General features: G+C 65.3%; 15 protein-coding genes and 2 tRNA genes. 7 read left to right on the top strand and 10 right to left on the bottom strand.

What is annotated here, in order from left to right; translation table 11 throughout:
* Positions 1-23: 23 nt before the first annotated feature.
* From VL973_RS06975 to VL973_RS06950, 6 genes are all read right to left on the bottom strand, one after another.
* Complete coding sequence (locus tag VL973_RS06975; protein ID WP_414712207.1) at positions 24-1,409, bottom strand: alpha,alpha-trehalose-phosphate synthase (UDP-forming); 1,386 nt, start codon at positions 1,407-1,409, stop codon at positions 24-26.
* The gene (locus VL973_RS06970; protein WP_325283303.1) at positions 1,406-3,202 is read right to left on the bottom strand and encodes a glycoside hydrolase family 15 protein; all 1,797 of its coding nucleotides are present in this window, start codon (positions 3,200-3,202) and stop codon (positions 1,406-1,408) included. The genes VL973_RS06975 and VL973_RS06970 overlap by 4 nt, the downstream gene beginning before the upstream one ends.
* On the bottom strand, positions 3,199-3,945 hold the full coding sequence (gene otsB / locus VL973_RS06965) for a trehalose-phosphatase (RefSeq protein ID WP_325283312.1): 747 nt from the start codon (positions 3,943-3,945) through the stop codon (positions 3,199-3,201). The genes VL973_RS06970 and otsB overlap by 4 nt, the downstream gene beginning before the upstream one ends.
* A 78-nt stretch (positions 3,946-4,023) precedes the next feature.
* A complete protein-coding gene (locus tag VL973_RS06960; protein ID WP_325283302.1) occupies positions 4,024-5,484 on the bottom strand; it encodes a flavin-containing monooxygenase in 1,461 nt (486 codons plus the stop codon).
* 56 nt (positions 5,485-5,540) lie between these two features.
* The gene (locus VL973_RS06955; RefSeq protein ID WP_325283301.1) at positions 5,541-9,743 is read right to left on the bottom strand and encodes a translocation/assembly module TamB domain-containing protein; all 4,203 of its coding nucleotides are present in this window, start codon (positions 9,741-9,743) and stop codon (positions 5,541-5,543) included.
* The gene (locus VL973_RS06950) at positions 9,743-12,007 is read right to left on the bottom strand and encodes an autotransporter assembly complex protein TamA (protein WP_414712206.1); all 2,265 of its coding nucleotides are present in this window, start codon (positions 12,005-12,007) and stop codon (positions 9,743-9,745) included. Before VL973_RS06950 ends, VL973_RS06955 begins: the two co-directional genes overlap by 1 nt.
* A 196-nt stretch (positions 12,008-12,203) precedes the next feature.
* Here VL973_RS06950 and VL973_RS06945 point away from each other — a divergent pair, with 196 nt between their 5' ends.
* Positions 12,204-13,217, top strand: a complete 1,014-nt coding sequence (locus VL973_RS06945) for a YihY/virulence factor BrkB family protein (RefSeq protein WP_325283299.1) — start codon at positions 12,204-12,206, stop codon at positions 13,215-13,217.
* An 11-nt stretch (positions 13,218-13,228) separates the two neighbouring features.
* Here the strand turns inward: VL973_RS06945 and VL973_RS06940 are convergent, their stop codons facing one another.
* Positions 13,229-13,732 carry a MarR family winged helix-turn-helix transcriptional regulator gene (locus tag VL973_RS06940; RefSeq protein WP_325283298.1) on the bottom strand — a complete coding sequence of 168 codons (504 nt, stop codon included), beginning with the start codon at positions 13,730-13,732 and terminating at the stop codon, positions 13,229-13,231.
* Between the two features lie 83 nt (positions 13,733-13,815).
* Here VL973_RS06940 and VL973_RS06935 point away from each other — a divergent pair, with 83 nt between their 5' ends.
* From VL973_RS06935 to VL973_RS06925, 3 genes are all read left to right on the top strand, one after another.
* Positions 13,816-14,922: a branched-chain amino acid aminotransferase gene (locus VL973_RS06935; RefSeq protein ID WP_325283297.1), complete on the top strand. Its 1,107-nt coding sequence runs from the start codon at positions 13,816-13,818 to the stop codon at positions 14,920-14,922.
* Between the two features lie 58 nt (positions 14,923-14,980).
* Positions 14,981-15,055: transfer RNA gene (locus VL973_RS06930), tRNA-Gln, on the top strand.
* Between the two features lie 101 nt (positions 15,056-15,156).
* Positions 15,157-16,203 carry a LacI family DNA-binding transcriptional regulator gene (locus VL973_RS06925; RefSeq protein WP_325283296.1) on the top strand — a complete coding sequence of 349 codons (1,047 nt, stop codon included), beginning with the start codon at positions 15,157-15,159 and terminating at the stop codon, positions 16,201-16,203.
* On the opposite strand, the gene VL973_RS06920 is transcribed toward VL973_RS06925, so the two are convergent.
* Together VL973_RS06920 and VL973_RS06915 are read right to left on the bottom strand one after the other, a co-directional pair.
* Positions 16,200-17,819 carry a glycoside hydrolase family 43 protein gene (locus VL973_RS06920; RefSeq protein WP_325283295.1) on the bottom strand — a complete coding sequence of 540 codons (1,620 nt, stop codon included), beginning with the start codon at positions 17,817-17,819 and terminating at the stop codon, positions 16,200-16,202. The two genes, VL973_RS06925 and VL973_RS06920, sit on opposite strands and share 4 nt — an antisense overlap.
* Positions 17,816-19,003 (bottom strand): MFS transporter, encoded by a 1,188-nt coding sequence (locus tag VL973_RS06915; RefSeq protein ID WP_325283311.1) that lies wholly within the window; start codon positions 19,001-19,003, stop codon positions 17,816-17,818. Before VL973_RS06915 ends, VL973_RS06920 begins: the two co-directional genes overlap by 4 nt.
* A gap of 547 nt (positions 19,004-19,550) precedes the next feature.
* Between VL973_RS06915 and VL973_RS06910 the strand changes: the two genes are divergently transcribed.
* The 3 genes from VL973_RS06910 (at position 19,551) to VL973_RS06900 (ending at position 23,979) form a co-directional block, all read left to right on the top strand.
* Positions 19,551-22,541 (top strand): TonB-dependent receptor plug domain-containing protein, encoded by a 2,991-nt coding sequence (locus VL973_RS06910; RefSeq protein WP_325283294.1) that lies wholly within the window; start codon positions 19,551-19,553, stop codon positions 22,539-22,541.
* A 134-nt stretch (positions 22,542-22,675) separates the two neighbouring features.
* Positions 22,676-23,287, top strand: a complete 612-nt coding sequence (locus VL973_RS06905; RefSeq protein WP_325283293.1) for a TetR/AcrR family transcriptional regulator — start codon at positions 22,676-22,678, stop codon at positions 23,285-23,287.
* A gap of 317 nt (positions 23,288-23,604) precedes the next feature.
* Complete coding sequence (locus tag VL973_RS06900; protein ID WP_325283292.1) at positions 23,605-23,979, top strand: hypothetical protein; 375 nt, start codon at positions 23,605-23,607, stop codon at positions 23,977-23,979.
* 82 nt (positions 23,980-24,061) lie between these two features.
* Here VL973_RS06900 and VL973_RS06895 read toward each other — a convergent pair.
* Positions 24,062-24,137, bottom strand: a tRNA-Ala gene (locus tag VL973_RS06895).
* Between the last annotated feature and the right edge of the window lie 132 nt (positions 24,138-24,269).

The raw sequence follows: 24,269 nt of genomic DNA, 5'->3' as shown, positions 1-24,269 counted from the left end.
GGCACGTCGCCAACGACCATGGTTCAGGCCGCGACCGTTTCCCCGATCAGCGCGTCGGTGAAGCGCTTGCGCCACCACACCACATCCTCGGCCTCGACATTCTCCATCATCCCCTGCCAGCGCCGCTGCCGCTCGTCGCGCGGCATTTTCAGCGCGGCGATGATCGCGTCGCTGATTTCCTCGGCGCTATAGGGATTGATGAGCAGCGCGCCCTCCCCCAGTTGCGCGGCCGCACCGGCAAAGCGCGACAGGATCAGCACGCCGGGATCGTCGGGGTCCTGCGCGGCGACATATTCCTTTGCGACCAGATTCATGCCGTCGCGCAGCGGAGTGACCAGCCCGATCTTTGCAGCGCGATAGATGCCCGCCAGCTGGTCGCGCGGATAGCCTTGGTTGACGTAACGGATCGGCACCCAGTCGACATCGGCATAGGCACCGTTGATGCGGCCCGACAGCCCCTCCAATGTCTGGCGGATCTTCTGGTAGCTTCCCACCGATGCGCGGGAAGGCGGCGCGATCTGCAACAGGAATACTTCCTTGCGCTCCTCCGGGTGCTCCTGAAGAAAGCGTTCATAGCCCAGGAACCGCTCTTCCAGGCCCTTGGAATAATCGAGCCGATCGACGCCGACGATCAGGTCGCGCCCAACCGCCGAATCGCGCATCCGGCGATAGGTCAGCCGCGCGGTGGGCGAACGCGAAGCCTGGATAAACTCCTTGGCGTCGATGCCGATGGGATCGGCCATCACCTGGACGCTGCGTTCGCCCAGGCTCAGCCGGTCGCCGTCCAGCGTCGCGCCCATTTCATCGACGGCATAATCGACAAAGCTGTCCAGCCATTCCTGCGTGTGAAAGCCCAGCACGTCATAGGCGAACAGGTGGCGCACCAGTTCCGCCGCTTCGGGCAGCACCGCCAGCAATCGGCGCGGCGGCCATGGAATGTGAAGGAAGAACCCGATCCGGTTGTTGCAGCCGCGCTTGCGAAGCGCGCTGCCCAGCGGGAACATATGATAATCCTGAATCCAGATCGCGTCGTCGGTCTCGATCAGCGGGCGGACAGTATCGGCGAAGCGATCATTGACGCGGCTGTAGCCTCCCGCAAAGTCACGCTCATATTCCGCCAGGTCGATACGATAGTGAAACAGCGGCCACAGCGTGCGATTGGCATAGCCGTTGTAATATTCCTCGATATCCTGTTCTTCCAGGTCGACCGTCGCCGTCGTCACGCCTTGATTGCGCTGAAAGTTGATATGGCCGGTGAACTGCTCGACCGTTTCCCCCGACCAGCCGAACCAGATGCCCTTATATTCGCGCAGCGCCGCTGCCAGTGCGACCGCAAGTCCGCCCTGGGCACCCGACGTCGATTCCGTTGGCGCGGAAACCCGGTTCGAGATGATGATAAGGCGGCTCAACGTATTGCACTCCATGGCTTGCTCAACAGAACGGCACAATTAATCATGCCGACCAGTGAATAGGTCTGGGGATAATTGCCCCACAATTCCCCGGTTTGCGGGTCGATATCCTCCGACAATAGCCCGGCTGGCGTCCGGCGCGATAACATTTCTTCAAAAAGGGCACGTGCATCGGCATCGCGGCCGGTAAAATGCAGCGCTTCGATCAACCAGAAGGTGCAGACGTTGAACGCGGTTTCGGGCAGCCCGAAATCGTCTTCCGTATCGTAACGCAGCATGTGGCTGCCGCGCCGCAACCCCTGCTCGACCGCCGCCAGCGTGCCGCGAAAGCGCGGATCGTCGGGCGAGAGGAAGCGCAGGTCGAGCAACTGGATCAGGCTGGCGTCGAGATCATCGCCGGAGAAGGTCGCCGACATGCGCTGCGTATCCTCACGCCACGCCGCTTCCTCAATCCGCTGGCGCATCGTCCGCGCGCGATCGTTCCAGAACGCCGCGCGCTGGATCAGGCCGAGCCGCTCGGCCGCATTGCCCAGACGGTCGCACGCCGCCCAGCACATCGCCGCCGAATAGGTGTGGACGGACTGGCGGGTGCGAAGCTCCCACAGACCCGCATCGGGCTTGTCATACAATTCCCATGCGCGCTCGCCGACGCGCTCCAGCGCCTCGAAATCCTCGACACCCGCCATGCGGAACAGGCGTTCGTCGAAAAAGGCCTGGACGTTCGACAACACGATCTGGCCATAGGCATCGTGCTGAACCTGCTCGGCCGCCTGATTGCCGACGCGCACCGGTCCCATGCCGCGATAGCCGGCCAGGCGTGGTGCCTGAACCTCGGGCACCTTGGGTTCGCCCAGCACCCCGTAAAGCGGCTGGATCGCGCCGCCCTTGGCATCGTCGACGATGTTGCGAAGATAGCCGAGATATCCCTCCAGCACGTCGAGTGCGCCGACGCGGTTCAGCGCCTGAACCGTGTAATAGGCGTCACGTATCCAGCAGTAGCGATAGTCCCAATTGCGTTCCGACCCGGCATGTTCGGGGATCGAAGTGGTCAGCGCCGCGACGATCGCGCCGCTTTCCTCATGCTGGCACAGCTTGAGCGTGATCGCGGACCGGATCACCACATCCTGCCACTCAAACGGCGTCGCCAATCCGCGCGCCCATTGCTGCCAGTGATGCGTGGTATAGGCGAGCATCTCCTCGACGGCGGTCGACAGGTCGCCCGAAAAGCTCTCATCCGGCCCCAGGAAGAAATAGAGCGGCCGCTCAACCCGGAACGGACGTTCGTCCCATAACAGGCCCACGGGTGCGTTGGTGGTCAGGCGAAGCTGCAACCCTTCCAGCAGGAAACGCATGTGGTTGGAACCCGATGTCCGCTCGACATTGGCGTCGCCCCAGCCGCGCGTGGGCCGCAACCGCATCCGCACGCGCGGGCTGCCCGCGACGGGGCGGACGATGCGGACATAGCTGACCGGGCGATAGGTGCGCCCCAGCCGTTCGAAACGCGGACAGAAATCGATGATCTCGATCGCGCTGCCATTGGCGTCGGTCAGGCGGCTGACCAGAATGGGCGTGTTGCGGCGATATTCCTGCGTGACGCTGGCGCAGTCCTCAAGGTCGATCGCCCACAGGCCCACCGAATCGTCGCTATCGGGGTCGCGCCCATCGAGCAGCGAGGAAAAGATCGGATCGCCGTCGACGCGCGGCACGCATCCCCACACGAACCGCGCGCTGGTGTCGACCAGCGCCGACACCTGACAATTGCCGATCGGCCACAAGTCAAGGCTGGGGGTCATCGCAGCGCCTCCGTCGCACGGACCAGCCATTGGCGAACCGTCTGCACATCGTCCAGTCGATAGCCCGCACTGGTCGGGCGTTCCCTGCCGACAAGCACGCCGGCACCGCCCAGCGCCGCGACGGCGCGGAACCCGTCCTCATCGGTCACATCGTCGCCCAGGAATACGGGTCGCGTGCCGGCAAAGGGCGGCTCGGCCATCAGCCGCTTGATCGCGGCACCCTTGTCGCCGCTCGCGGCGCGCAGCTCGATCATCATCTTGCCGGGCTGCAGGTGCAGTCCGTGCGCGCGCGCCAGTTCGGCGGCGACGGCGTGCGCGTCATCCTCGACATGGGGGGCCATGCGGTAATGCAGGCCCGCGCCGAACGGCTTGGTCTCCACGATCACCCCGTCGCGCCCCTCGGCAAAGCGATGCAGTTCGGCGATCACATCGGGCAGGGTGGCGGGCAACTCCGGCGTGGCGGTGCGGCCATCGGGCCAGCGGAACTCGACACCGTGGCTGCCGCCGATCGCAAAGGCGACTTCACCGAACAGGTCGAGGATATGGCCGCTGGCGCGCCCCGTGACGATGGCGAGGCGACCGTCCAGCGCTTCCCCCAGTTGGCGCGTCAGCGCGATCAGCGCGGTGTCGGCACGGACGAGGTCGGGCCGGTCCTCCAGCTCGACCAATGTGCCGTCGAAATCGAGAAACAGACTTGCGCCGGCCAACAGCTCGGTCGGCGGCGCGGGCAGCATGGTGTTCATTGTGGTCAAAAGGGCCTCCCGCCAAGGGAATGTTTCGTTTCCGGCCCGGTTCCGCACTGCGGCAAAAACTTGTTCATTTCATCCGCCCGGATCGGGGTTCGAGAAGGCCATGGCATCGTCGACGCGCCCGAAGCGCAGCGCCAGCACATCCTTCAGGTAATGCTGGTGCAACCGCCACGGTGCGCGGCGGCCCTGTTTGGGAAAGCGCTCGACCGCGCGGCGGACATAACCCGATGTGAAGTCGATGAACGCGTCCGCCCCCGCATCGCCGTCGCGTGCCACCGGGGTTGCCTGTCGCATCCCGCGCTTCCGCATCACCCCCAGCAACCGCACGACATAGCCGGCGGTCAGGTCCGCCTTCAGCGTCCACGACGCGTTGGTATAGCCGAAGGTATAGGCCAGGTTGGGCACACCGCTGAACATCATGCCCCGGTAATTCAGCGTATCGGCGAACACGACCGGCTGCCCGTCGATCCGCACGGGCATGTCGTCCATCAGCTTCATCTCAAGGCCCGTTGCAGTCACGATGACGTCGGCGGGAACATGCTCGCCCGATGCCATGCGGATGCCGCCGACCTCGAACCGCTCGATCGTGCCGGTGACGACGCTTGCCCGGCCCGAACGGATCGCCGCGAACAGATCGCCATCGGGCACCAGGCACAGCCGCTGATCCCAGGGATCGTAACGCGGCGTGAAATGGGTGGCCACGTCATAACCGGGGCCGAGATGATCGCGCACCCAGCCGATCAGGCGCCGGGCGGCGGCCCTGGGGTGCCGGCGCATCTGTTGATAGAAAAACTGTCCCAGCAGCGCGTTGCGCCAGCGTATCACACGTCCCGCCGCGCGTGCGCCGATGACACGGCGCAGGCGGTCGGCGACGGGATCGCGCGCGGGACGGGCCACGACATAGGTGGGGGAGCGCTGCACCATCGTCACCGTTGCGCCAAGCTCGGCAAGCGCGGGCACCAGTGTCATCGCGGTCGCGCCGCTGCCGATCACCGCGATCCGCCGCCCCGCAACGTCGAGGTCGTCCGGCCAGAACTGCGGGTGCACGATACGCCCGGCAAAGGCCTCGGCGCCGTCGAATATCGGGGCATGGCCACGCTGATAATCATAATAGCCTGTGCACATCACCACGAAGCGGCAGGCGATGGTCCGCCGTTCGCCGCGATGGTCGACGCTCAGCCTCCAGCGGGCGTCGGCGGTGGACCAGTCAGCGGCGACAACGCGGTGCGCGGTGCGGATATGCGGGGCCACGCCCTCATCCCGCGCGGTATCGCGCAGGTAGGAAAGGATCGACGCGCCATCGGCGATCGCCCGCTCGCCCGTCCAGGGACGAAAGCGATAGCCAAGCGTGAACATGTCCGAATCCGAACGGATACCCGGATAGCGGAACAGGTCCCATGTCCCGCCCAGTCGCTCGCGCGCTTCGAGCACGGTAAAGCTCAGATCGGGGCAGCCGACCTTCAGGTGCCGGGCCATGCCGATGCCGGACAGCCCCGCGCCGACCACCACGACATCGAACCATTCATCGTCCATCGCCGCCCTCCCACCACCCAGTTAGGCGGTCGCGGGGAGCAGCGAAAGACGCCTCCTCAATAGTCGCGCGAGTAGCGCAGATTGACGCTCGACCCGCCGAAACTGCCCGTCTGCGACAAGAGTGACAGCGCGCGGCTTAGCGCGATCTCCAGCTGCGTGGCGGTGAAGCCACGCGCGTCGGTGATGATCTCGACATAGATGTCGTCGGTCAGATACTGGCCCGCCGCCAACGCCGTGCCGCGACCCGACGCCTCGTCAGCGCCCAAAATCCGCAAGCGATCGATGCCGCCCGCCTGCTGCAACTCGCCTAGCGGGTTCAGCCCGCCGCCCGACCCGCGCAGCGAATTGAGCGCCGATGCAAGCTGGATCGCCTGGATGGCCGACAAATTGGTGACGGATCGCCCGAACAGGATGCGCGCCAGCACCTCGTCCTGCGCCAGCGCGGGCGTGGACGTGAACGACAGGCGCGGGCGCTGCGCCGTGCCCGTGACGTTGATGGTCGCCGTCACCCCCTCGGTCGTGGTCGAGGCCGAAATGACGATGTTCGGGTTGGTCAGTTCATTGCCTTCATAGGTAATCAGGCCCCGGTCCAGCTCGAACCGCTTGCCGGCAAAGCTGTAGGTGCCGCGGATCGCCTCGATCTGACCGACGATGCGCGGGTTGGATGACGTGCCCGTGATCCGCAGATCGGCTTCCCATTCGCTCTCCAGCCCCATGCCCGAGACGTAAAGCTGGTTGTCGGCGCTGACCCGTATGTTCAGGCGGAACAGCCCCGCCGACGGTGGCGGCGTGCCTGGGGCTGCGTTGGCCGCCTCCAGCGCCGTGCCGCGACGGCGCACGCCCGACAGTTCTGCGACCTCGGCCGAACCCTGCCGGATGACCTGATAGCGCGCCTCCGGGATACGGATATCGCCTTCGATCAGACCGCCATCGCGGCCGTTGGTCACGCGCACATTGCCGGTCGCGGTCGCGCCGATCATGTCGCTGCGCGCCAACTGTGCATCCTGCAACGTCGCCCGGATATCGACCGGAAAGCCGCTGTTCGACGCCAGCCCGACAAAGCCCTGGGCGGTGACGCTGCCGTCGCCGGCGGTCGCGCGCAGATCCTCCAGCACGAAACGGTCGTTGGTGAACCGGCCGGTCAGGCGCATGTCGGACAGGCGCGTGCCATAGGTCTCATTCTCATAGACAAGATTGTTCGCGCGGACGAGGCCGTTGACGCGCGGCGCGCCCAGCGTCCCGCCGAAATCGGCGGCGATGCCCACGGGTCCGGACAATTGCTGGTCGGCGATTCCGCCGAGCGACCACAGCACTTCCGATGGGCCGTTGTAGCGGATGCCGCCGGTCAGCGGCGCCGACGCGCTGGTGCCGGTCTGTGCCACCACGCGCCCGATCGTCGCACCCCCGCGCTGGACAATGGCGCGCATATCGGCGCGCCCGCCCGTCAGACCGACGGTCGACTGGATATCCACCGGAGTGGAGACCGTTGAAAGACCAGAGCGCGTGAAATTGTTGACCAGAATGCGGGCACTGCCCGTAGGATAGGCTGCGCTGGCGCCCTGATTGACTTCGAAACTGCCGCTGGCGGTCCCGCCCAGCCCCAGGCCCGGCACCAGCGCATTCGCGATCTGGAGGTCGAGCCGGTCAAGCCGCCCCTGCGCCGAATAGCCATCGCCGTAACGCCCCGCGACGCGCAGCGCACCCTGGTCGAACACGATGCGCGTCGGCAGCAACCGGTATCCGTCGCCGCTGACATCGATCCGCGCGGGCTGAGCCGTGCGGAAATCGATGCCGTTGCCCTTCCCCTTGAGCGCGACGACCCACAGCGCCGGGCTGAGCCGGGCATTGGCCGCGATGTCGAAGGGAACGCCGGTGGTGCCGCGCGCTACCGCCTGAACATAGCCATTGCCGCCGCGATAATCGCCGCGTGCGCGTGCGCGTGTCACGACATATTCGCCCTGACGGAAATTGGCGACCTGTGCGTCGAATGTCACAGCCGGCGCATCGTCGTAAAGGACGACGCGCGCGTTGGCGATCGCCCGGCCGATGCTGATCCCCAGGTCACCGGGAATGGTGGCGTTATTCGCCCGCGCATCGACATTGGCGGTCTGATAGCGCCCCTGCGCGCCCAATTCGGCACGCCCGACCACGCCCGATCCGGCAAAGTCCAGCGCGCCGGCGAACGGCCCCGCATCGGTCGCCGCGACACGGCCATTGAAGGTCACGCCCGCGAACACCGTGTCGCGAATATCGGCAGTCAACCGCGGGCTGGTCCGCAACAGGACATTGGCGTTGAACGGCCCGTAATTGGTGCCGCCGGTTGCGACGATGGCATAGCCGTCACCCTGTCCACGCACGCGCGCTTCCAGATCGGCAAGGCCGATGCCCACGCCCGGCCGGGGCGCGCGCAGCAGCACCACGGGTTGCGCGACGCTGCCCGACACGCGGGCGGTCAACGGCCCATATTGCGTCGAATAGGCATCCGCCTCGACCCGCAGCGGCCCGGCAAAATCATAGCTGCCGCGCCCGCGCGTGATCCGGAATTGCGGCGAATTGAGGCGCAGGTCGTCAAACGTGACCAGCCCTTCCGGGGTCAGCGCGACATCGACCGCAGCCGTGGCATTGCCGCCTAGGAAGCTGCGGATGCCATCGTTGAACAGGCGCTTGGTCTGCGTGACCACACGGCCGCGAATGCCATAGCCGCCATTTGGTGCCGTATACAGGTCGGCGCTGGTCTGAAGGTCGATGATGCCGATCGACGCGACTTCGTAATCATTGACCCGCCCCTTGAGCGCGCCGGTGTAACGCCCGGTGCCCATGTCGGCGACCAGCACGGCGGTGGCATCGATCCGGTCCGAGCGGATCCGCATGTTGTCCGACAGGATCTGGTCGCCGTTGATCGCGATGTCGCCGTTCAACGCGACGTTCGTGACCAGCCCGCCGACCGCGGCGTTCAGGCCGGCGATGCGCGCAGCGCGTGCGTTGACGGGAATCAGGATGCGGTCGGCGTCGACGGTCGCCTGACCCTCGGCATAAAGCCGTTCGACACGGGTTTCGCCGAAACCGATCGCGGCCGCCTGAACCTTGTAGTCGACCGTCGGCGCCGCGAACGCGCCGTTCAGCGCGATTTCGGCGCGCACGGCGTTTCCGTTGAGATTTTCGGCAATCGCGCCGGGGGTCAGCAACTGCCCCTCGACCCGGAAATCACCGAACCGGCTCCGGCCCAGGTCGAGCAGACCCTGCGTCGCCACCGCCATCGCGTCCGACCGCAGGCGCAGATTGGTGTCCAGCCGACGCTGTTCGAGCAACCGTGCGTCAAGCGCGATCTGGAGCGCGGGCGCCGTCAATCGCTCGACCGGCCCTTCCAGATACAGACCCGGCCGCGCCGCGCCGCGCACCTGGAAGAAGCCGTTGCGCGCCTGAACGCCCAGATTGGCAAGCTGCGCGCCGCCCAGAGTCCCCGACAGCCGCCCCTGCCACCGCTGCCAACTGCCGTCGCCATCCACGGTCAGGCGCAGCGGCGACTTGAGGCCGGCCATCGACGCGACCAGCCCGGTCGCGGGCGCGTCGAGCTTGAGGTCGATGTCAAGCCGGTTATCGTCGGGCACGGCATCCAGCGCCAATGTTACGCGGTCGCCACCGGCGATCCCCGGTCCCGCCAGCGTCGCGCCATTGGCCAGCAATTGCGCGCGACGATCGGCGATATGCATCTCACCCGCGATCCGCGCCAGATACCGCTGCCCGGCGACCGGTGCGGCAAGGTCGATGCGGTCGATCGCCAGCCGGTTCACGTCGATATCGATATCGGGCAGCAGCGGCGCGTCAGGGTCGCTCGGCACCGCCTTGAGTTCGGGCAGGCGCGCGACACGGACCAGCGGGCTGGTCAGCGAGCGGACATCGACATGGCTGCGCGCAAAGGCAAAGGGGCGCCAGTCGACCGCGACCTGCGGCGACATGGCGAACACCCCGCGCGGATCGCTGACCCGGATATCGCGCAGGATCATCGCGCCATAGATCGACCCGTCGATCCGCCCGACCTTGACGTTCAGCCCCGACGCGGTGGTGAACCCGCCAATCCGGTCGGCCAGAAAGCGTCGGCCGGGCGAGGTGTTGAGGCCGAGGACGATCAGCACCAGCAGCAGCGCGATCGCCGCCAGCACGATCCCCACCCATCTCAGGATGCGTTGCCAAAGCGGCCGCCGCTCGACAATCACGGTTTCGCCGGTGTTTTCGACGGGGGGCAGCGTGTCCTCGACCATCAGAATGCCTGCCCGATGGAGATATAGAGCGCGATCAACGATTCCCCCTCGCGCCTGTTGATGGGCGTCGCCACATCGACGCGCATCGGACCGAAATTGGTATAGAAACGCCCGCCGATACCCGCACCGAAGCGCAGGTCGCTACCCTTGGGCAGGGTCGAGTCATAGACCTGACCCGCGTCGATGAACGGCACGATGCCGAAATTGCCGAAGCGATAGCGGGCCTCCAGCGCGAACTCGTTGATGCTGCGCCCGCCAATGGGGCGGAACACCGTCGGCTCGCTGTCCTCGTCCTCGGGATCGAAATCGGGGTTCGGTTCGATCGTGCGCGGACCCAGTTCCTGGAAGCCGAAGCCGCGCACCGACCCGCCGCCACCGGCATAATAGCGCCGCGACGGCGCCAGGTCGTCGCGCGAAATCCCCGCGATCGATCCCGCCCGCGCACGCCCGGCGATGACCAGGCTGTCGCTGATCGGATAATAGCCCGTCACTTCCAGCATCGAGCGGATATAGGGCCGCGCGCTGCCCTGCACCGACGCTTCGGGACTGAGGTTCAGCTTGACGCGGAAACCGCGTGTCGGATTGAGCAGGTCGTCCGACGTGTCATAGCCCAGGAACAGTGGCACCGCCGCGATGCCATAGGTCCGGCGCACGCGATCGTTCAGCTCGAAATCGAACACGTCCTCGTTCGTGCCGATCAGTTCGGCACCGTAATAATAAGTCCAGCGTTTCTGCCAGATCGGCGTCGAATCATAACTCCAGCGCGCCGAGAGCGTGCCGGTGAACGCCTCGAACGCGTCGTAATTTGAACGGTTGGCCGATGCGCCGACCTGAAACGTCCGGTCGCGCCGGCCCACATTCGACCGCCGGAACGTGACGCCCGCCCCCTGTTCCTGCGTGCCGGCAATCACATTGCCGATCAGCGCGCCTTCGGCCGGGAACAGATTGCGGTGCGTCCATGTCCCCTCGACCCGGACGCCCTGGCCGGTGCCATAGCCCGCTTCCGCCGCCAGCGTGCGCGCCGGTCCGGCATTCTGGCGGACCAGCATGTTGACCTGTTCGGTGCCGTCCGGTCCCGGCACGCCGGTCCGCTGCGGTTCGACCGAGACGGTCGAGAACAGGCCCGTTGCGATCAGCGCTTCCCGCATGTCGTCGACCAGCCGCGCGTCATAAAGCTGGCCGGGTTCAAAGCGCGGAAAAATCTGCACATGGTCAAGGTCGAAGGCCAGATCGCCCTCGGTCGAGATCGTCCCGAACGACGATCGCGGCCCGGTATCGACCGGCAGCGTATAGGCCCCGGTAAAATCGCGCTCGTCGAGCAGGATGTCGCGTTGCCCCACTTGGACAAAGGGATAGCCCTGTTGCGGCAGTTTCAGCGCAACATTCGCCTCCGCCCCCTGCACGCGCGCCGCCTCGATCGGATCGCCGACCTTCAGCGGCAGTTCGTTGCGGACCAGATCGGCGGGAACGGTCTGGTTCGCGCGCACGTCCACCGAACCCAGATTGTAACGCTCGCCCGGTGTCGCCGTCAGCGTGACTTTCAGATTGCCCGAATTGGCGGGGTTCTGTTCGACCGTCGAAACCGCGCTGGCATCATAATAGCCCAGCGACCGCATCAGCCGGACGGCAAGCTGTTCGTCCTCCCTGGCGCGGGCAGCGACCATCGTCGCATTCGCCGCCTTGCCGTCGCCTTCCTCCAGCGCCGACAATTCCTCGAACTGGCCGTTCAGCTCCAGCTCGTCCAGCCCCTCGACCTCGGTGATGTAGCGGATTTCCACGGTGCGTGGGTCGGACGCGTCCGCCACCTGCGCGGGCGGATTGACATCAAAGCTCGAAAGTGGCGGCAACGGTTCTGCCAGCACCGCTTCGCCGGGCAATGGCTGCGGCGGGATGGCGTCGGGATCGTTGGTCTGTGGCGCCGGGACAGCGGCGGCGGCAGGCACATCACCGCTCGCCTGCGCGGGATCGTTGCTGGCCGGGTCTGCCGGAACTTCGAACGCTTCCATCGGCTCCAGCGGCGCGTTGGGGTCGCTCGACAATTGCGGCAATTCGGATTCGAACTGATCGTCGGTTACGATCGGCGTGTCCGCCGATCCTTGCGGCGCGGGGGACGGCGCGGGTTCAGGCGCGGGCGTCGACTGGTTCGACCGGGTCGGATCGGGCGCGATCTGTGCGCCCGCCGGATACGCCGCGATGGCAACGCTCGCGACAAGACCGGCCCTGATTGCTCTGAAACCCCTGATCCCCACGCAGTCCCCGCTCATCACCTTGCGGGGTCGACAGCCCCGTTCCCGATCCCTCGCAACGTCCGGACGCGCGTTTCGCTCCGGCAACGATCGCATTTTTTCGGCCAAGATCAGTCTTAAAGCAATCGCGGCCGGCTGTGCATCCCATCATGGGTTCGGTCGTTACAGGGTCGTCCACCGCATCGATGACCGAAAGAACGAACAGGGAGCCTTGATGGCCGACACCGCCGCGAACCCCGCCGCTCGCCACGAAGAACTGCCGCCCGGCGGTAACTCGACCCGCCCCTGGCAGCACCCCTGGGCGGCGTGGCGATCGATCCTGGGGCGCGTGTGGACGATGACCGGCTATCACAATCTGTCGCTGATGGCGGCTGGGGTGGCGTTTTACGCGTTTCTCTCGTTCGTCCCGCTGCTCGGTGCGATTGTCATGAGCTATGGCCTGTTTGCCGATCCGCAAACGGTCGTCGTGCATATGGAAACGGTATTCGAACTGGTGCCTGCCGACGCCGCGCGCCTGATTTCGGAACAACTGATATCGATCGTCAGCACCGCGTCGGACAAGGCGGGCCTTGGCCTCGCCATTGCCCTGATCCTGTCGATTTACGGCGCGATGCGCGCGTCGAGCGCGATCATCCAGGCGCTCAATGTGATTTACGAGGAGGAAGAAAGCCGCAACTTCATCGTCACCACGCTGTTGTCGGCCATGCTGACCATTGGCGCGATCATCGCGGCGATCACCGGCCTGCTCTCGGCCATTGCGCTCGGCTATTTGCGGTTCCTGACCGACCTGCTGGGTCCGGCGGGGGTGCTGACGATGCAGATCCTGACCTGGGTCGTGGCGGGCGCGATCGCCAGTTCGGCCTTTGCCTTCATCTATCGCTATGGTCCCGATCGCGCGCCGGCGCGCTGGCGCTGGCTGAGCATCGGGTCGGTTACGGCGACCGTGCTGTGGCTGCTGGCAACGGTGGGCTTCGGTATCTATGCCGCCAATTTCGCCAATTACAACGCAACCTATGGCGCGCTGGGCGCGGTGGTCGTGCTGCTGATGTGGCTGTTCGTGTCGAGCTTTTCGGTGTTGATCGGCGCCGAACTGAACGCCGAATCCGAACGCCAGACCGCGTTCGACACCACCACCGGGCCAGCGCGCCCGATCGGTGAGCGCGGTGCACGCATGGCCGACACGCTACCGAGCAAGCGTCAGCAAAAGCCGCGGCGGGGCCATTACTGAGGGTTCCCCCGCTATTTTCCCAGCGCGGCCAGCCGCTGGCGCTCTTCGGGCGGGATGAGGCCCTCCAGCACGGCCCAGAAACCGCCGACCGCGCCCTGCCCCGCGCTTTGATACGCCGACGACAACCGTTCGCGCAGTCCTTCGAACAAGCGCGCCTCCAGCGCCGCGCCTTCGGGTGTCAGGCGCAGCAGCCGCTGGCGCCGGTCGCGGTCGCCCGGCCGCATCTCCACCAGCCCGCGCGCCGTCAGGTCGGTCAGCACCCTGCCCAGCGACTGCTTAGTAATCGCCAGCAACCCCAGCAACTGACTGACCGTCAGTCCCGGCTGACGCGCGATGAAATACAATGCGCGATGATGCGCGCGGCCCAGCCCCTGTTCGGCCAGCCCCTCGTCGATCGCGCGGGTCAGATGGCTATAGCCGAAATACAGCAACTCGACGCCCTTGCGAATCTCCGGCTCGCGCAGGAACAGCGGCGATGCCGGGCGATAGGGTTCGGGCGTTGTTGGGCCAGCCATGTTGACCTGTTCTGCCAGCGCACCTAGCGTCCCGCAAGCCGCCGGGCTAACCGCCTGCGCCACGACAGCCATGGACCGATGCGATGAACCCGACGATGCTTGCCGACACGCCGACCTTTCCGCTGGAGCGCCACGCAAGCCCCGTCGATGCGACGACCCGCGCGGGCATCCTCGAAAACCCCGGTTTCGGGCGCGTTTTCACCGATCACATGGCGATCGCCCGCTGGAACGCCGACAGGGGCTGGCACGACATGGCCGTCCAGCCACGCGCGCCGCTTCAGATGGACCCGGCCTGTGCCGTGCTTCATTACGCACAGGAGATTTTCGAGGGGCTGAAGGCCTATCGCACCGATGACGGCGGCGTGACCCTGTTCCGCGCCGACGCCAATGCCCGACGGTTCCGCGCGTCGGCTCAGCGCATGGCGATGGCCGAACTGCCCGATGAACTGTTCCTCGAATCAATCCGCCCACTGGTCGCCGCCGATCGCGACTGGATTCCGGGGATCGAGGGCGGTTCGCTGTATCTGCGCCCCTTCATGATCGCGAGCGAGGTGTTCCTGGGCGTCAAACCGTCGGCCGAATATCTCTACATGGTCATCGCTTCTCCGGCCGGCGCCTATTTCAAGGGCGGCGCGCCGTCGATCACGGTCTGGATTTCCGACGATTTCACGCGCGCCGCGCCCGGCGGCACCGGTGCGGCGAAATGCGGCGGCAACTATGCCGCCAGCCTTCAGGCACAGGCCGAGGCGATCCGCGAGGGCTGCGACCAGGTCGTGTTCCTCGACGCGGTCGAGCGCGTGCAGGTCGAGGAACTGGGCGGCATGAACACCTTTTTCGTGTTCGACGACGGATCGATCCAGACGCCACCGCTGACCGGCACGATCCTGCCCGGCATCACGCGCGATTCGATCCTGACGCTGGCGCGAGAAGCCGGCGCCACCGTGCGCGAGGCGCCCTATTCGATCGACCAGTGGGAAGCGGACGCCGCCAGCGGCCGCCTGCGCGAAAGTTTCGCGTGCGGCACCGCCGCCGTCGTGACGCCGATCGGTCGGGTGCGCGGGCGGACCCGCGACTTCCGCATCGGCAATGGCGGCCCCGGCGAAATGACCGGCCGCCTGCGCGAACATCTGGTCGCCATTCAGAAGGGCCAGGCGCCCGATCCGCACAATTGGGTCGAACGCATCCTTTGACCCCCTTTTCACGGCCAATTTCGCGGGTATAAGCGCCACCCTCACCCGCGGGTGATGTTGGGGCGTCGCCAAGTGGTAAGGCAGCGGCTTTTGGTGCCGCCATTCGCAGGTTCGAATCCTGCCGCCCCAGCCAGTCCGGCGCTTGCCGCCGGAAAAATCATCGACCAACGCTTTACCCCGCGTGCGAAAAGCCTTTAGGTCTGCTCGCTCCAGGGGACGTTCGACAGGGGCCGGGTGAAAAAAATCGTTCGCAGCGCGCGCGGCGCGACGATCATCGACGTCGCTGCACATGCGGGCGTATCGCCGATGACCGTGTCGCGGGTCATCAATGGTCGTTCAGGTGTCCGCCCCGAAACACGCGTGGCGGTGCAACGCTCGATCGAGGCGCTGGCCTATACCCCCAATGTCGCGGCACGCAGCCTGGTCACATCGGGCGAATTGCGGATCGGCGTCATCTATTCCAATCCCAGCGCGGCGTTCATGAGCGAGTTCCTGACCGGCGTGTTCGAGGAAGCATCGACGCGCGGCGCGCGGCTGATCCTGCTCAAGGGAGAGGCGGGCAAGCCCCCGTCGCTCGACGCGCTGCGCGAACTGATCGCATCGGGCGTGTCGGGCGTCATCCTGACCCCGCCGCTGGGCGAATCGCCGCAGGTGCTGAACGTGCTGCGCGAAGCGGGCTGCGCGATGGCGGCGGTCGGCGCCTATCAGGTGGCGGGCGCGATCTGCGTGCGGATCGACGACCGGCTGGCAGCTTATGAAGCGACGCGTCATCTGCTCGATCTGGGCCATCGCCGCCTGGGTTTCGTGCTCGGCAATCCCGATCAGGCGGCCAGTGCGGAACGCATGGCGGGTTTCTATGCCGCCGTGCGCGAGACGCCGGGCGTCGACGTGCGCGTGGCGCAGGGCGATTTCAGCTATGCATCGGGCCTGGCGGCGGGGGAGCAACTGCTCGAAGGACCGACGCCGCCGACCGCGATCTTCGCCAGCAACGACGACATGGCCGCCGCCGTCGTGTCGGTCGCGCATCGCCGCCATCTGGACGTGCCGGAGGAGTTGTCGGTCATGGGCTTTGACGACACCACCGCCGCCGTCACGCTGTGGCCGCCGCTGACGACGGTGCGCCAGCCCGTGCATCGGCTGGCCGCCGAAGCGCTGGCGGTGCTGGTCGCGAATGTCGCCGCCGGCGATCGCCGCCCGGCCAGCGACCGCGTGCTCGAACACGCGATCGTCACGCGCGAATCGGCAGCCCCCGTCGCCGGCAGCGCCGCCACCGCCGCTTAGTCGGCGTCGCGCCCTTCATATCGGAACCAGGCGAAATCGGCGGGCGTGCCCCGGCCCGATACGTCCTGACACGCGATACCGACGAACGTGCCGGTGAAATTGGGCAGGCCCGGCAGCGTGGCTTCGTCCGACAGGATCGTCGCATCGAGCACCGGCCCGGCGGCATTCCAGTCAGACGCACCGGCGGCGCGCCAGCCAAAGCGCAGTTCGGCTTCATCGACATCGACGCGAAGTTCGATCGGGCCATCGGGCAGCGTCGCCAGCGTGTTGAGCGTCGTTCCGCCCTCCCCTTCGGGTGTCGCGGTCATCAGCAACAACTGACGAATCGCGGCATCACGGCTGATGTGCAGATAATGGAACTTGGTGCTGTTGTAGTAGCAGACCAGTCCCGCCGACGCCTGAAAATCGCGCGGCTCGAACTCGACACAGGTCGTCGCGGCATAACTGAAATGCGTCTGGCGACGCGCGACCAGCGACTGTTCGAACAGGCTGCCGATCGTCTCGCGCCCGAACAGCCGCAACTGGCCGGGGCGTTCGGTCAGGCTGAACAGATGTTCCCAATGCGGCGTGCGAAGCCATTGCAGCGGCTGGGGCAGCGTATCGCCGGTGAATGAGCCGTCCCAGCTTTCGTCAGGCCAGGGCGCGGGCGGCAGATCGGGCGCAGGCGGCGCGGGATCGGGCCGGGCGTCGCCGTCCAGCGTCCGCAGCCAGCCGTCCTCGCACCAGCGAAGCGGCTGGATCGACGTTTCGCGGCCCAGCACGCAACGCTTATGCTGCCCAAGCGGACGCCCGCACAGATAGGCGATCCACGGCGTCCCATCGGCCAGCTCCATGATGTCGCCATGCGCGGTGCGCGTCAGTGAACCTTCGCGCCGCCCCGCCGCCGTCAGCACCGCGCCATCGGGATGCACTTCATAGGGGCCGAGCAGGTTGCGCGAACGCGCCATCACGGCGGCGTGGTTCCATCCCGTGCCGCCCTCCGCCACCAGCAGATGATACCAGCCGCCATGCTTCAGAATATGCGGGCCTTCGGTAAAGCCGCGCTCGGTTCCCTTAAAGATAAGGTGCGGATCGCCGGTCAGCATCATCGTTTCGCGGTCGAACGTCTGCGCCACGATCCCGGCAAAGCGGCTGTCGCCCGGCCGGTGATTCCACAGCATGTTCAGCAGCCAGCTCTGCCCGTCATCATCATGGAACAGCGCCGGATCAAACCCGCTGCTGTTCAGATAGGTTGCGTCGGACCACTCACCGTCGATCGTGTCACAGGTAACGACATAATTGTGGAAGTCGCGAAGCGACACACCCGTCGCGCCGTCGACGGTCGTGGTGCCATAGCGCTTCACATCGGTGAAGATCAGCCAGAAGCGGCCATCGGCATAGGTCAGGTCGGGCGCCCATACGCCGCACGAATCGGGATCGCCGCGCATGTCGAGTTGACTCGCACGGTTCAGCGGGCGCGAGACCAGCCGCCAGTTCACCAGGTCGCGGCTGTGGTGAATCTGGACGCCCGGATACCATTCAAAGGTCGAGGTCGCGATGTAGAAATCGTCACCGACGCGCAGGATCGACGGATCGGGATTGAAGCCCGGCAGCACGGGATTGGCGATGTGGGTCATGCGGGTTTACGCACCAATGTCCAGAGGATGGTCGCGCCGATCAGGTTGAGCACGCCAAGAAGGATGAAAAAGGGTTCATAGCCGACATCGTCGACCATCTGGCCAAGCACCAGCGAGAAGACGAGCACCCCCAGATTGCCCGCCAGCCCGGCCATGCCCGCCGCGGTCGCAACCTCGTTCCGGCGGAACAGGTCCGATGCCATGGTGATGACCGTGACCGACAATGTCTGGTGTGCGAACCCGCCCAGGCAAAGCAGCCCGATCGCGACATAGGGATTGGTGACGACGCCGACGAACGCCATGCCCGTCATCATCACCGCGCCCAGCGTGAAGGCCCAGCGGCGGGCGTCGATCAGGTCGATGTTGCGGCGTTGCAGGAACGCGACCACCGCCGGCCCGAACAGACAGCCAAGGTCGGCCGCCAGGAACGGTAGCCACGCGAACAATGCCAGCTGCGTCAGGTCGAACCCGCGTTCGCGCGCCAGATACAGCGGCATCCAGAACGACAACATGCCCCACACCGGATCGGCCAGCATCCGTGGCAGCGCGATGCCCCACAGGTCGCGGCGGCGGATCAGCGCCAGAATCGACGGCTTGGCATCCAGCGCGGCCAGCCGCGCTTCCTGTCCTGTCAGGATATAATCGCGCTCGACATCGCTGAGGGCCGGGTGCTGCTGGGGCGCGCGATACCAGATATACCAGATCAGCGCCCACACCACGCCAATGCCGCCCGCGACGATGAAGGCCAGCCGCCAGCTCTGTGTCATCACGGCCCACGCCACCAGCGGCGGGGCGAATACCGCACCAAAGGATGCGCCGATATTATAGATGCCGCCCGCGACGCCGCGTTCGCGCGCTGGAAACCATTCGGCGACCAGCTTCTGCCCCGCTGGCTGCGCCGACCCTTCCGCCAGACCCAGTATCCCGCGCAACGCCGCGAATCCCATCCAGCCGCTGGCAAAGGCGTGCGCCATGGTAATCAGCGACCAGGTCGCGACGAATACCCCGAACCCGATTCGCAGCCCAACGCCGTCCAGAATATAACCAGCCAGTGGCTGAAACATCACACCGATCTGAAAAGCGCCGGTGATCCAGCCATATTGTTCGCTGGTGATCGACTGCTCATCGAGGATGACCGGCGCCGCGACGCCCAGCACCGCTCGCGACAGATAATTGATGATCATCGCGCCCACGAACAGGCCGATTATCGTCCACCTAAGGCTGGGAATGCCGCGTATTTTCAAGGCACCTGCTCCGTTAACGTAACCAGCTTGTTTTTGGCGGCATTCCAGGCACCGAAAACCAGCCGGGATCACCGATTGCGACGGTTCGACCGACTAAGGCAAATGTATGAGTATTGACAACCCGCCGGGGTTGGGTAACTCATCGTTGGTAGCGTTACCGTGGCTGCGAAGCGGGGTTTTTGTCAAGCGCCACGACAAAACGTTCAAATGTTACACATATCTATTTGTTTATAGACGTATTTTTTCGCTGAACTTTAATTTTGCGGTCGCTGACCGCAGGAAAACGCCCCGGTTTCGTTAACATCGTATCTGATATTATCGTTGACGTGTCGTGGTATTGGTCGCAGTGAAGCAGAACCCGGTCGTGGGGATCAGGCCAATTGCCGCCCTCCCGACCGTTTGAATGGATCGTTTCGGCCATGGCCGAAACGCCCGTTCCAATGATCGTCACCGCAGATAACGCGGGCCGCAATTCAGGGAGAGTGGTATGTTTTCAGAACGTTACAGCCTGTTGAAAAACGTCCGGCTGCGCCATGGCGCGGCCAGCATCCTGGCATTGTCGATGTGCGCGCTGTCCGCCCCGGCACTGGCGCAGACCACGCCAGAAGCCGCGCCGCCGCCTGGCGCGCCCCAGGGCGCCCTGCCCCCCACCGCCGAAGCCGACGATGCCCCCAGCGCGCCGCAGGACATCATCGTCACCGGTTCGCGCATTACCGCCAGCGGCTTCAACGCGCCCACGCCGACGACGGTCATCGGCGACGAACAGATCGCCGCCAATGCCCAGCCTAATATCTTCAGCACCGTCGCCCAGCTCCCCTCGCTGCAGGGGTCGAGCGGCACGCAGGTCAATACCTTCAGCACCTCCAGCGGCGCGCAGGGGCTCAGCTCCTTCTCGCTGCGCGGCGTGGGCGCGATCCGCACGCTGACGCTGCTCGACGGCCAGCGCGTGGTCGGCGCGAACGTGTCGGGCGTGCCCGATGTCAGCCTGTTCCCGCAGCTTCTGATCCGGCGCGTCGATGTCGTGAATGGCGGCGCGTCCGCATCCTATGGCTCGGACGCGGTCGGCGGCGTCGTCAACTTCATCACCGACACCCGGTTCGAAGGCCTGAAGGGCAATGTCCAGGGCAGCATCACCGATTATGCCGATGATGAAGGCGTGCTGGTCCAGCTCGCCGGCGGCAAGAGCTTTCTCAACGACACGCTGCACCTGGTCGTCAGCACCGAATATGGCAACGAAGCGGGCGTCGGCCCCGGTCCCTATGGCATCGGGCTGGCCGGCGGCCGCGATTGGTTCACCCAGCGCACGCTGGTCGACCGCAACATCCGCGACGACGGTAACCCGCAACTGGTGCTGCGCGATTTCGCGCAGTCGATCGGCTTCACCAAATATGGTCTCATCACCGCCGGTCCGCTGCAGGGCATCGCGTTCGATCAGACGGGCAACCCGTTCCAGTTCCAATATGGTTCAAACGGCGTTCCCGCGCGCAATGACGCGGGCAATGTCATCGGTTGCGACTTCGGCTTCTGTCAGGGCGGCGATGTCTCGGGCAATGTCGATTCGGGCCGTTCGCTCAAATCGAGCATCGAGCGCCTGAACGCCTATACCCGTCTCGGCTACGACTTCGCGCCCGACAACGAGATCTACGGCACCGTCACCATCGGTCAGGTCAAGACGGCGAACCAGCCGATCAACGGCCAGAACCGCCCCAACCTGACTATCCAGTGCGAAAACCCGTTCCTGCCGCAATCGGTCCAGGCACAATGCGCTGCAGCGGGGATCACCAGCTTCCGTTACGGCACCAGCAACGCGTCACTCGGCAGTTCGCAGGTTGCGACCGATCGCCGTCTGTATCGCTTCGTCGGTGGTGCGAAGGGTAAGGTGCCGGTGTTCGGCGGCGACTGGAACTACGACATCTTCTATCAGCACGGCACGACCTATCAGAACGTGGACGTGACCAACATCCTGCTGAACAATCGCTTCAATCAGGCGATCGACGCGGTCGCCCTGAACGGATCGATCGTCTGCCGCGATCCGGTGGCGCGCGCCAATGGGTGTCAGCCGCTGAACATCATCGGCGGCGGCGCTTCGGAAGCAGCGCTTCGATACGTCATGCCCGAAAATGGCCCGTATCAGCGCACGCGCCAGACGCAGGATGTGGTCAGCCTGAACTTCTCGGGCCAGCCGGTCGACCTGTGGGCCGGGCCGCTGTCGATCGCGTTCGGTGCCGAGTTCCGCCACGAATATTATAATGTGGAAGCCGATCCTTATGGGGCGGGCAGTGCGAACACGCCGTTCAGCAATGCCTATCCCGCCGACCCCATCCTGCGTGACGACGGCGTGAACTGGTATGCCGGCAACTACCGCAACGGCACCGGCGCGTACAGCGTGGCGGAAGGCTTCATCGAAGCCGATCTTCCGATCATCAATTCGGATGCCGCCGGCCGGGCGAACATCAACGGGGCCGCGCGCGTGACCGATTATTCAACATCGGGCACCGTCTGGGCGTGGAAGATCGGCGGCACCTGGGAATTGCCGATCGACGGCCTTCGCATCCGCGGCGTGACCTCACGCGACGTGCGCGCCCCGAACCTGTCGGAACTGTTCGCGGCGCCCGTCACCACGACGCTGCCCAACTTCTTCGACCCGTTCAACAACCGCAACGTGCTTGCACTGCAATATACGGTCGGCAATCCCGATCTGACGCCTGAAATCGCGCGGAACACCACGGCGGGCATCGCGCTTTCGAACCCGTCCTGGTTTCCGGGCCTGAGCCTGTCGTTCGACTGGTATCAGATCAAGATCGACGACGTGATCTCCAGCCTGGGTGCCGGACAGATCGTCAACCTGTGTTTCGAGAACATCCTTCCCGAAACGTGCGACTCGTTCAATCTGAACGCTACCGAAGGCCCGAACTTCATCAACGTGCAGTCGTTCAACTTCGCGTCGATCGAAACCCAGGGCTTCGATATCGAGGCAAGCTATCAGTGGCGCAATCCGCTGAACCTGCCGGGCACGTTCGTCGTGCGCGCGCTGGCGACGCATATCGCCGAATATATCAGCGATTCGGGCCTGCCGGGCACCATCCCCAACGATTCGGCGGGTGCGAACCTGGGCAATACGCCTGACTGGAAATGGCTGGCGACGCAGAGCTATTCGACCGACGATTTCTCGATCCTGATCCAGGAACGCTGGTTCAGCGATGGCGTCATCAGCAACAATTATATCGAATGCGCCCCCGGCACCTGCCCGGTGTCGACCGGCAACAACCAGACGATCAGCCCGGAAGACAATTTCGTCCCCGGCGCCTTCTATATGGACATTGGCGGCACCTATAACCTGACCGAGGAAGTCACCGCCTATTTCAAGGTCGACAATCTGTTCGACCGTAATCCGGCGCTGTCGCCCTATTTCTCGAACCCGGCGCTCTACGACATGCTGGGCCGCACCTATCGCGCGGGCGTTCGCTTCCGCTTCTAACGTTCCTCCCCCGCCCATAGAGGTGGTTGGGGCGGTCGCATTCGCTGCGGCCGCCCCTTTTTTATGCGGGCGGCGCAGCAAACCGCTGGCAAGCGTCATTTGATCGCGGCGGGTCGAATGCTTATATCCGGGTGATGGCCACTGTTCTTTCGCCTGCCCCAAAGGGCCGCCCACGCGAGTTCTGCACCGATGCGGCGCTTGCCAAGGCGCTGCACATCTTCTGGACCAAGGGGTATGAAGGCGCGTCGATCACCGACCTGACCGAAGCGATGGGGATCACGCGCCCCAGCCTCTATGCCGCGTTCGGCAACAAGGAATCGCTGTTCCGCAAGGCGCTGGATTTATACGAGCGCGAAAAGCTCGACTATATGCGCTGCGCGCTCGACGCGCCCACGGCGCGCGGCGTGGTCGAACGGCTGATGCGGGGCGGAGTCGCAAACCAGACCAGCGAAGCCGATGCCAAGGGCTGCCTTGGTGTCATCAGCACCGTCACATGCGGCGATGACGCGCAGGGCATCCGGGACGAAGTGATTGCGCGTCGGGCATCGTCGCGAGCCGCGCTGATCGAACGGTTCGAGCGTGCCCGCGCTCAAGGCGATTTCGGGACCGAAATCGATGTCGAGGCACTGATTAATTATCTTTTTGCGTTTCTTCAGGGGCTTGCGGTGCAGGCCGGGTCCGGCGCGACACGCGGGGAACTGGACCGCACGGTCGATCTGGCGCTCAAGTTCTGGCCGACGCGATAGGGCTGCTTAGTTGCCCCGGCCACTGCATTAAAACTTTTCAGACCAATCGGTATAGATGTGATTGACGGCATGGCGCGGGACTTATATACCAACCGGTATTGAAGGCCCGCAACGGCGCTTCTTCATGCAAAGGGAGCGCGATGACCCCGACGAAAACCATTACCCGCCCGCGCTGATCCCGGCGCCGGACCCCACCTCTCCCTGAACCAGTTTCGTGGCTGCCCTTTCCTGCATGGCGCCACGAACGGGCGGTTCTGCACCACCCGGCGATCCGATCGCCGGCGGTGTCGTGCGCCCTCGACCAATGGATATCCGACATGGCTTATCGCAATTTTTCCGAACATGTGCCGGTGCTCGACCATGGTGGCGCCAATCCGCGTGCCGTTACGCAGCGCGCATCCTTCTCCCCGCTGGAATGGTCGGCGATTGCCTTGGCGCGCCGCGACACGCTGTCGTCATTGCGAGCGCCGGGGCCGATGTCGATCGCGATGGGAACGTTGTTCGGCGCGCGCCCCAACCCCGCGCTGGCCGACGCGCGGCTTGAGGCATTGCGGCGGATGGCCGTGCTGGTGCGCCGCGACGGCCGCCGCGTGCCGCTTGCCGAACTCGACCGCTTCCACGCCGCAGGGTTCGATCACGGACATTTCGCACTGCTGAGCCAAAGCGTCGCGCGCGATCGTGCGAAGGCCTGAGGTCAGGCGCGCAACCGCGCCGCCGCCATAACACAAAAGGGCGCCCGTCCGGCGCCCTTCTTGCCGGTCGAAACCGGGTGGATGGTGGAGCCGAGGGGGATCGAACCCCTGACCTTCGCAATGCCATTGCGACGCTCTCCCAGCTGAGCTACGGCCCCATCGTTCCGGGAAGGCGCCCCTTAAAGGGGCGTTTTTACTTTGGCAAGCGGGCATTCGAACAAAATGCCGCTTTGCCCCTTCTGGCGGTGCGGCCCGACGGAAACGCCGGGCCGCCCGAACATCAGTTCTCG

Origin of the sequence: Sphingomonas sp. (assembly GCF_035490575.1) — a bacterium.
Lineage (GTDB): Bacteria > Pseudomonadota > Alphaproteobacteria > Sphingomonadales > Sphingomonadaceae > Sphingomonas.
Note: the sequence above shows the minus strand (reverse complement) of the source record. Positions and strands in the feature narration are given on the sequence as shown.

Bases quoted from the DNA above. Each gene is read 5' to 3' on its own strand.
- VL973_RS06920 (WP_325283295.1), bottom strand. From the start codon at position 17,819: ATGACCCACATCGCCAATCCCGTGCTGCCGGGCTTCAATCCCGATCCG.
- VL973_RS06910 (WP_325283294.1), top strand. From the start codon at position 19,551: ATGTTTTCAGAACGTTACAGCCTGTTGAAAAACGTCCGGCTGCGCCAT.
- VL973_RS06905 (WP_325283293.1), top strand. From the start codon at position 22,676: ATGGCCACTGTTCTTTCGCCTGCCCCAAAGGGCCGCCCACGCGAGTTC.
- VL973_RS06900 (WP_325283292.1), top strand. From the start codon at position 23,605: ATGGCTTATCGCAATTTTTCCGAACATGTGCCGGTGCTCGACCATGGT.
- otsB (WP_325283312.1), bottom strand. From the start codon at position 3,945: ATGAACACCATGCTGCCCGCGCCGCCGACCGAGCTGTTGGCCGGCGCA.
- VL973_RS06970 (WP_325283303.1), bottom strand. From the start codon at position 3,202: ATGACCCCCAGCCTTGACTTGTGGCCGATCGGCAATTGTCAGGTGTCG.
- VL973_RS06935 (WP_325283297.1), top strand. From the start codon at position 13,816: ATGAACCCGACGATGCTTGCCGACACGCCGACCTTTCCGCTGGAGCGC.
- VL973_RS06955 (WP_325283301.1), bottom strand. From the start codon at position 9,743: ATGGTCGAGGACACGCTGCCCCCCGTCGAAAACACCGGCGAAACCGTG.
- VL973_RS06950 (WP_414712206.1), bottom strand. From the start codon at position 12,007: ATGAGCGGGGACTGCGTGGGGATCAGGGGTTTCAGAGCAATCAGGGCC.
- VL973_RS06940 (WP_325283298.1), bottom strand. From the start codon at position 13,732: ATGGCTGGCCCAACAACGCCCGAACCCTATCGCCCGGCATCGCCGCTG.
- VL973_RS06945 (WP_325283299.1), top strand. From the start codon at position 12,204: ATGGCCGACACCGCCGCGAACCCCGCCGCTCGCCACGAAGAACTGCCG.
- VL973_RS06960 (WP_325283302.1), bottom strand. From the start codon at position 5,484: ATGGACGATGAATGGTTCGATGTCGTGGTGGTCGGCGCGGGGCTGTCC.
- VL973_RS06915 (WP_325283311.1), bottom strand. From the start codon at position 19,003: ATGATCATCAATTATCTGTCGCGAGCGGTGCTGGGCGTCGCGGCGCCG.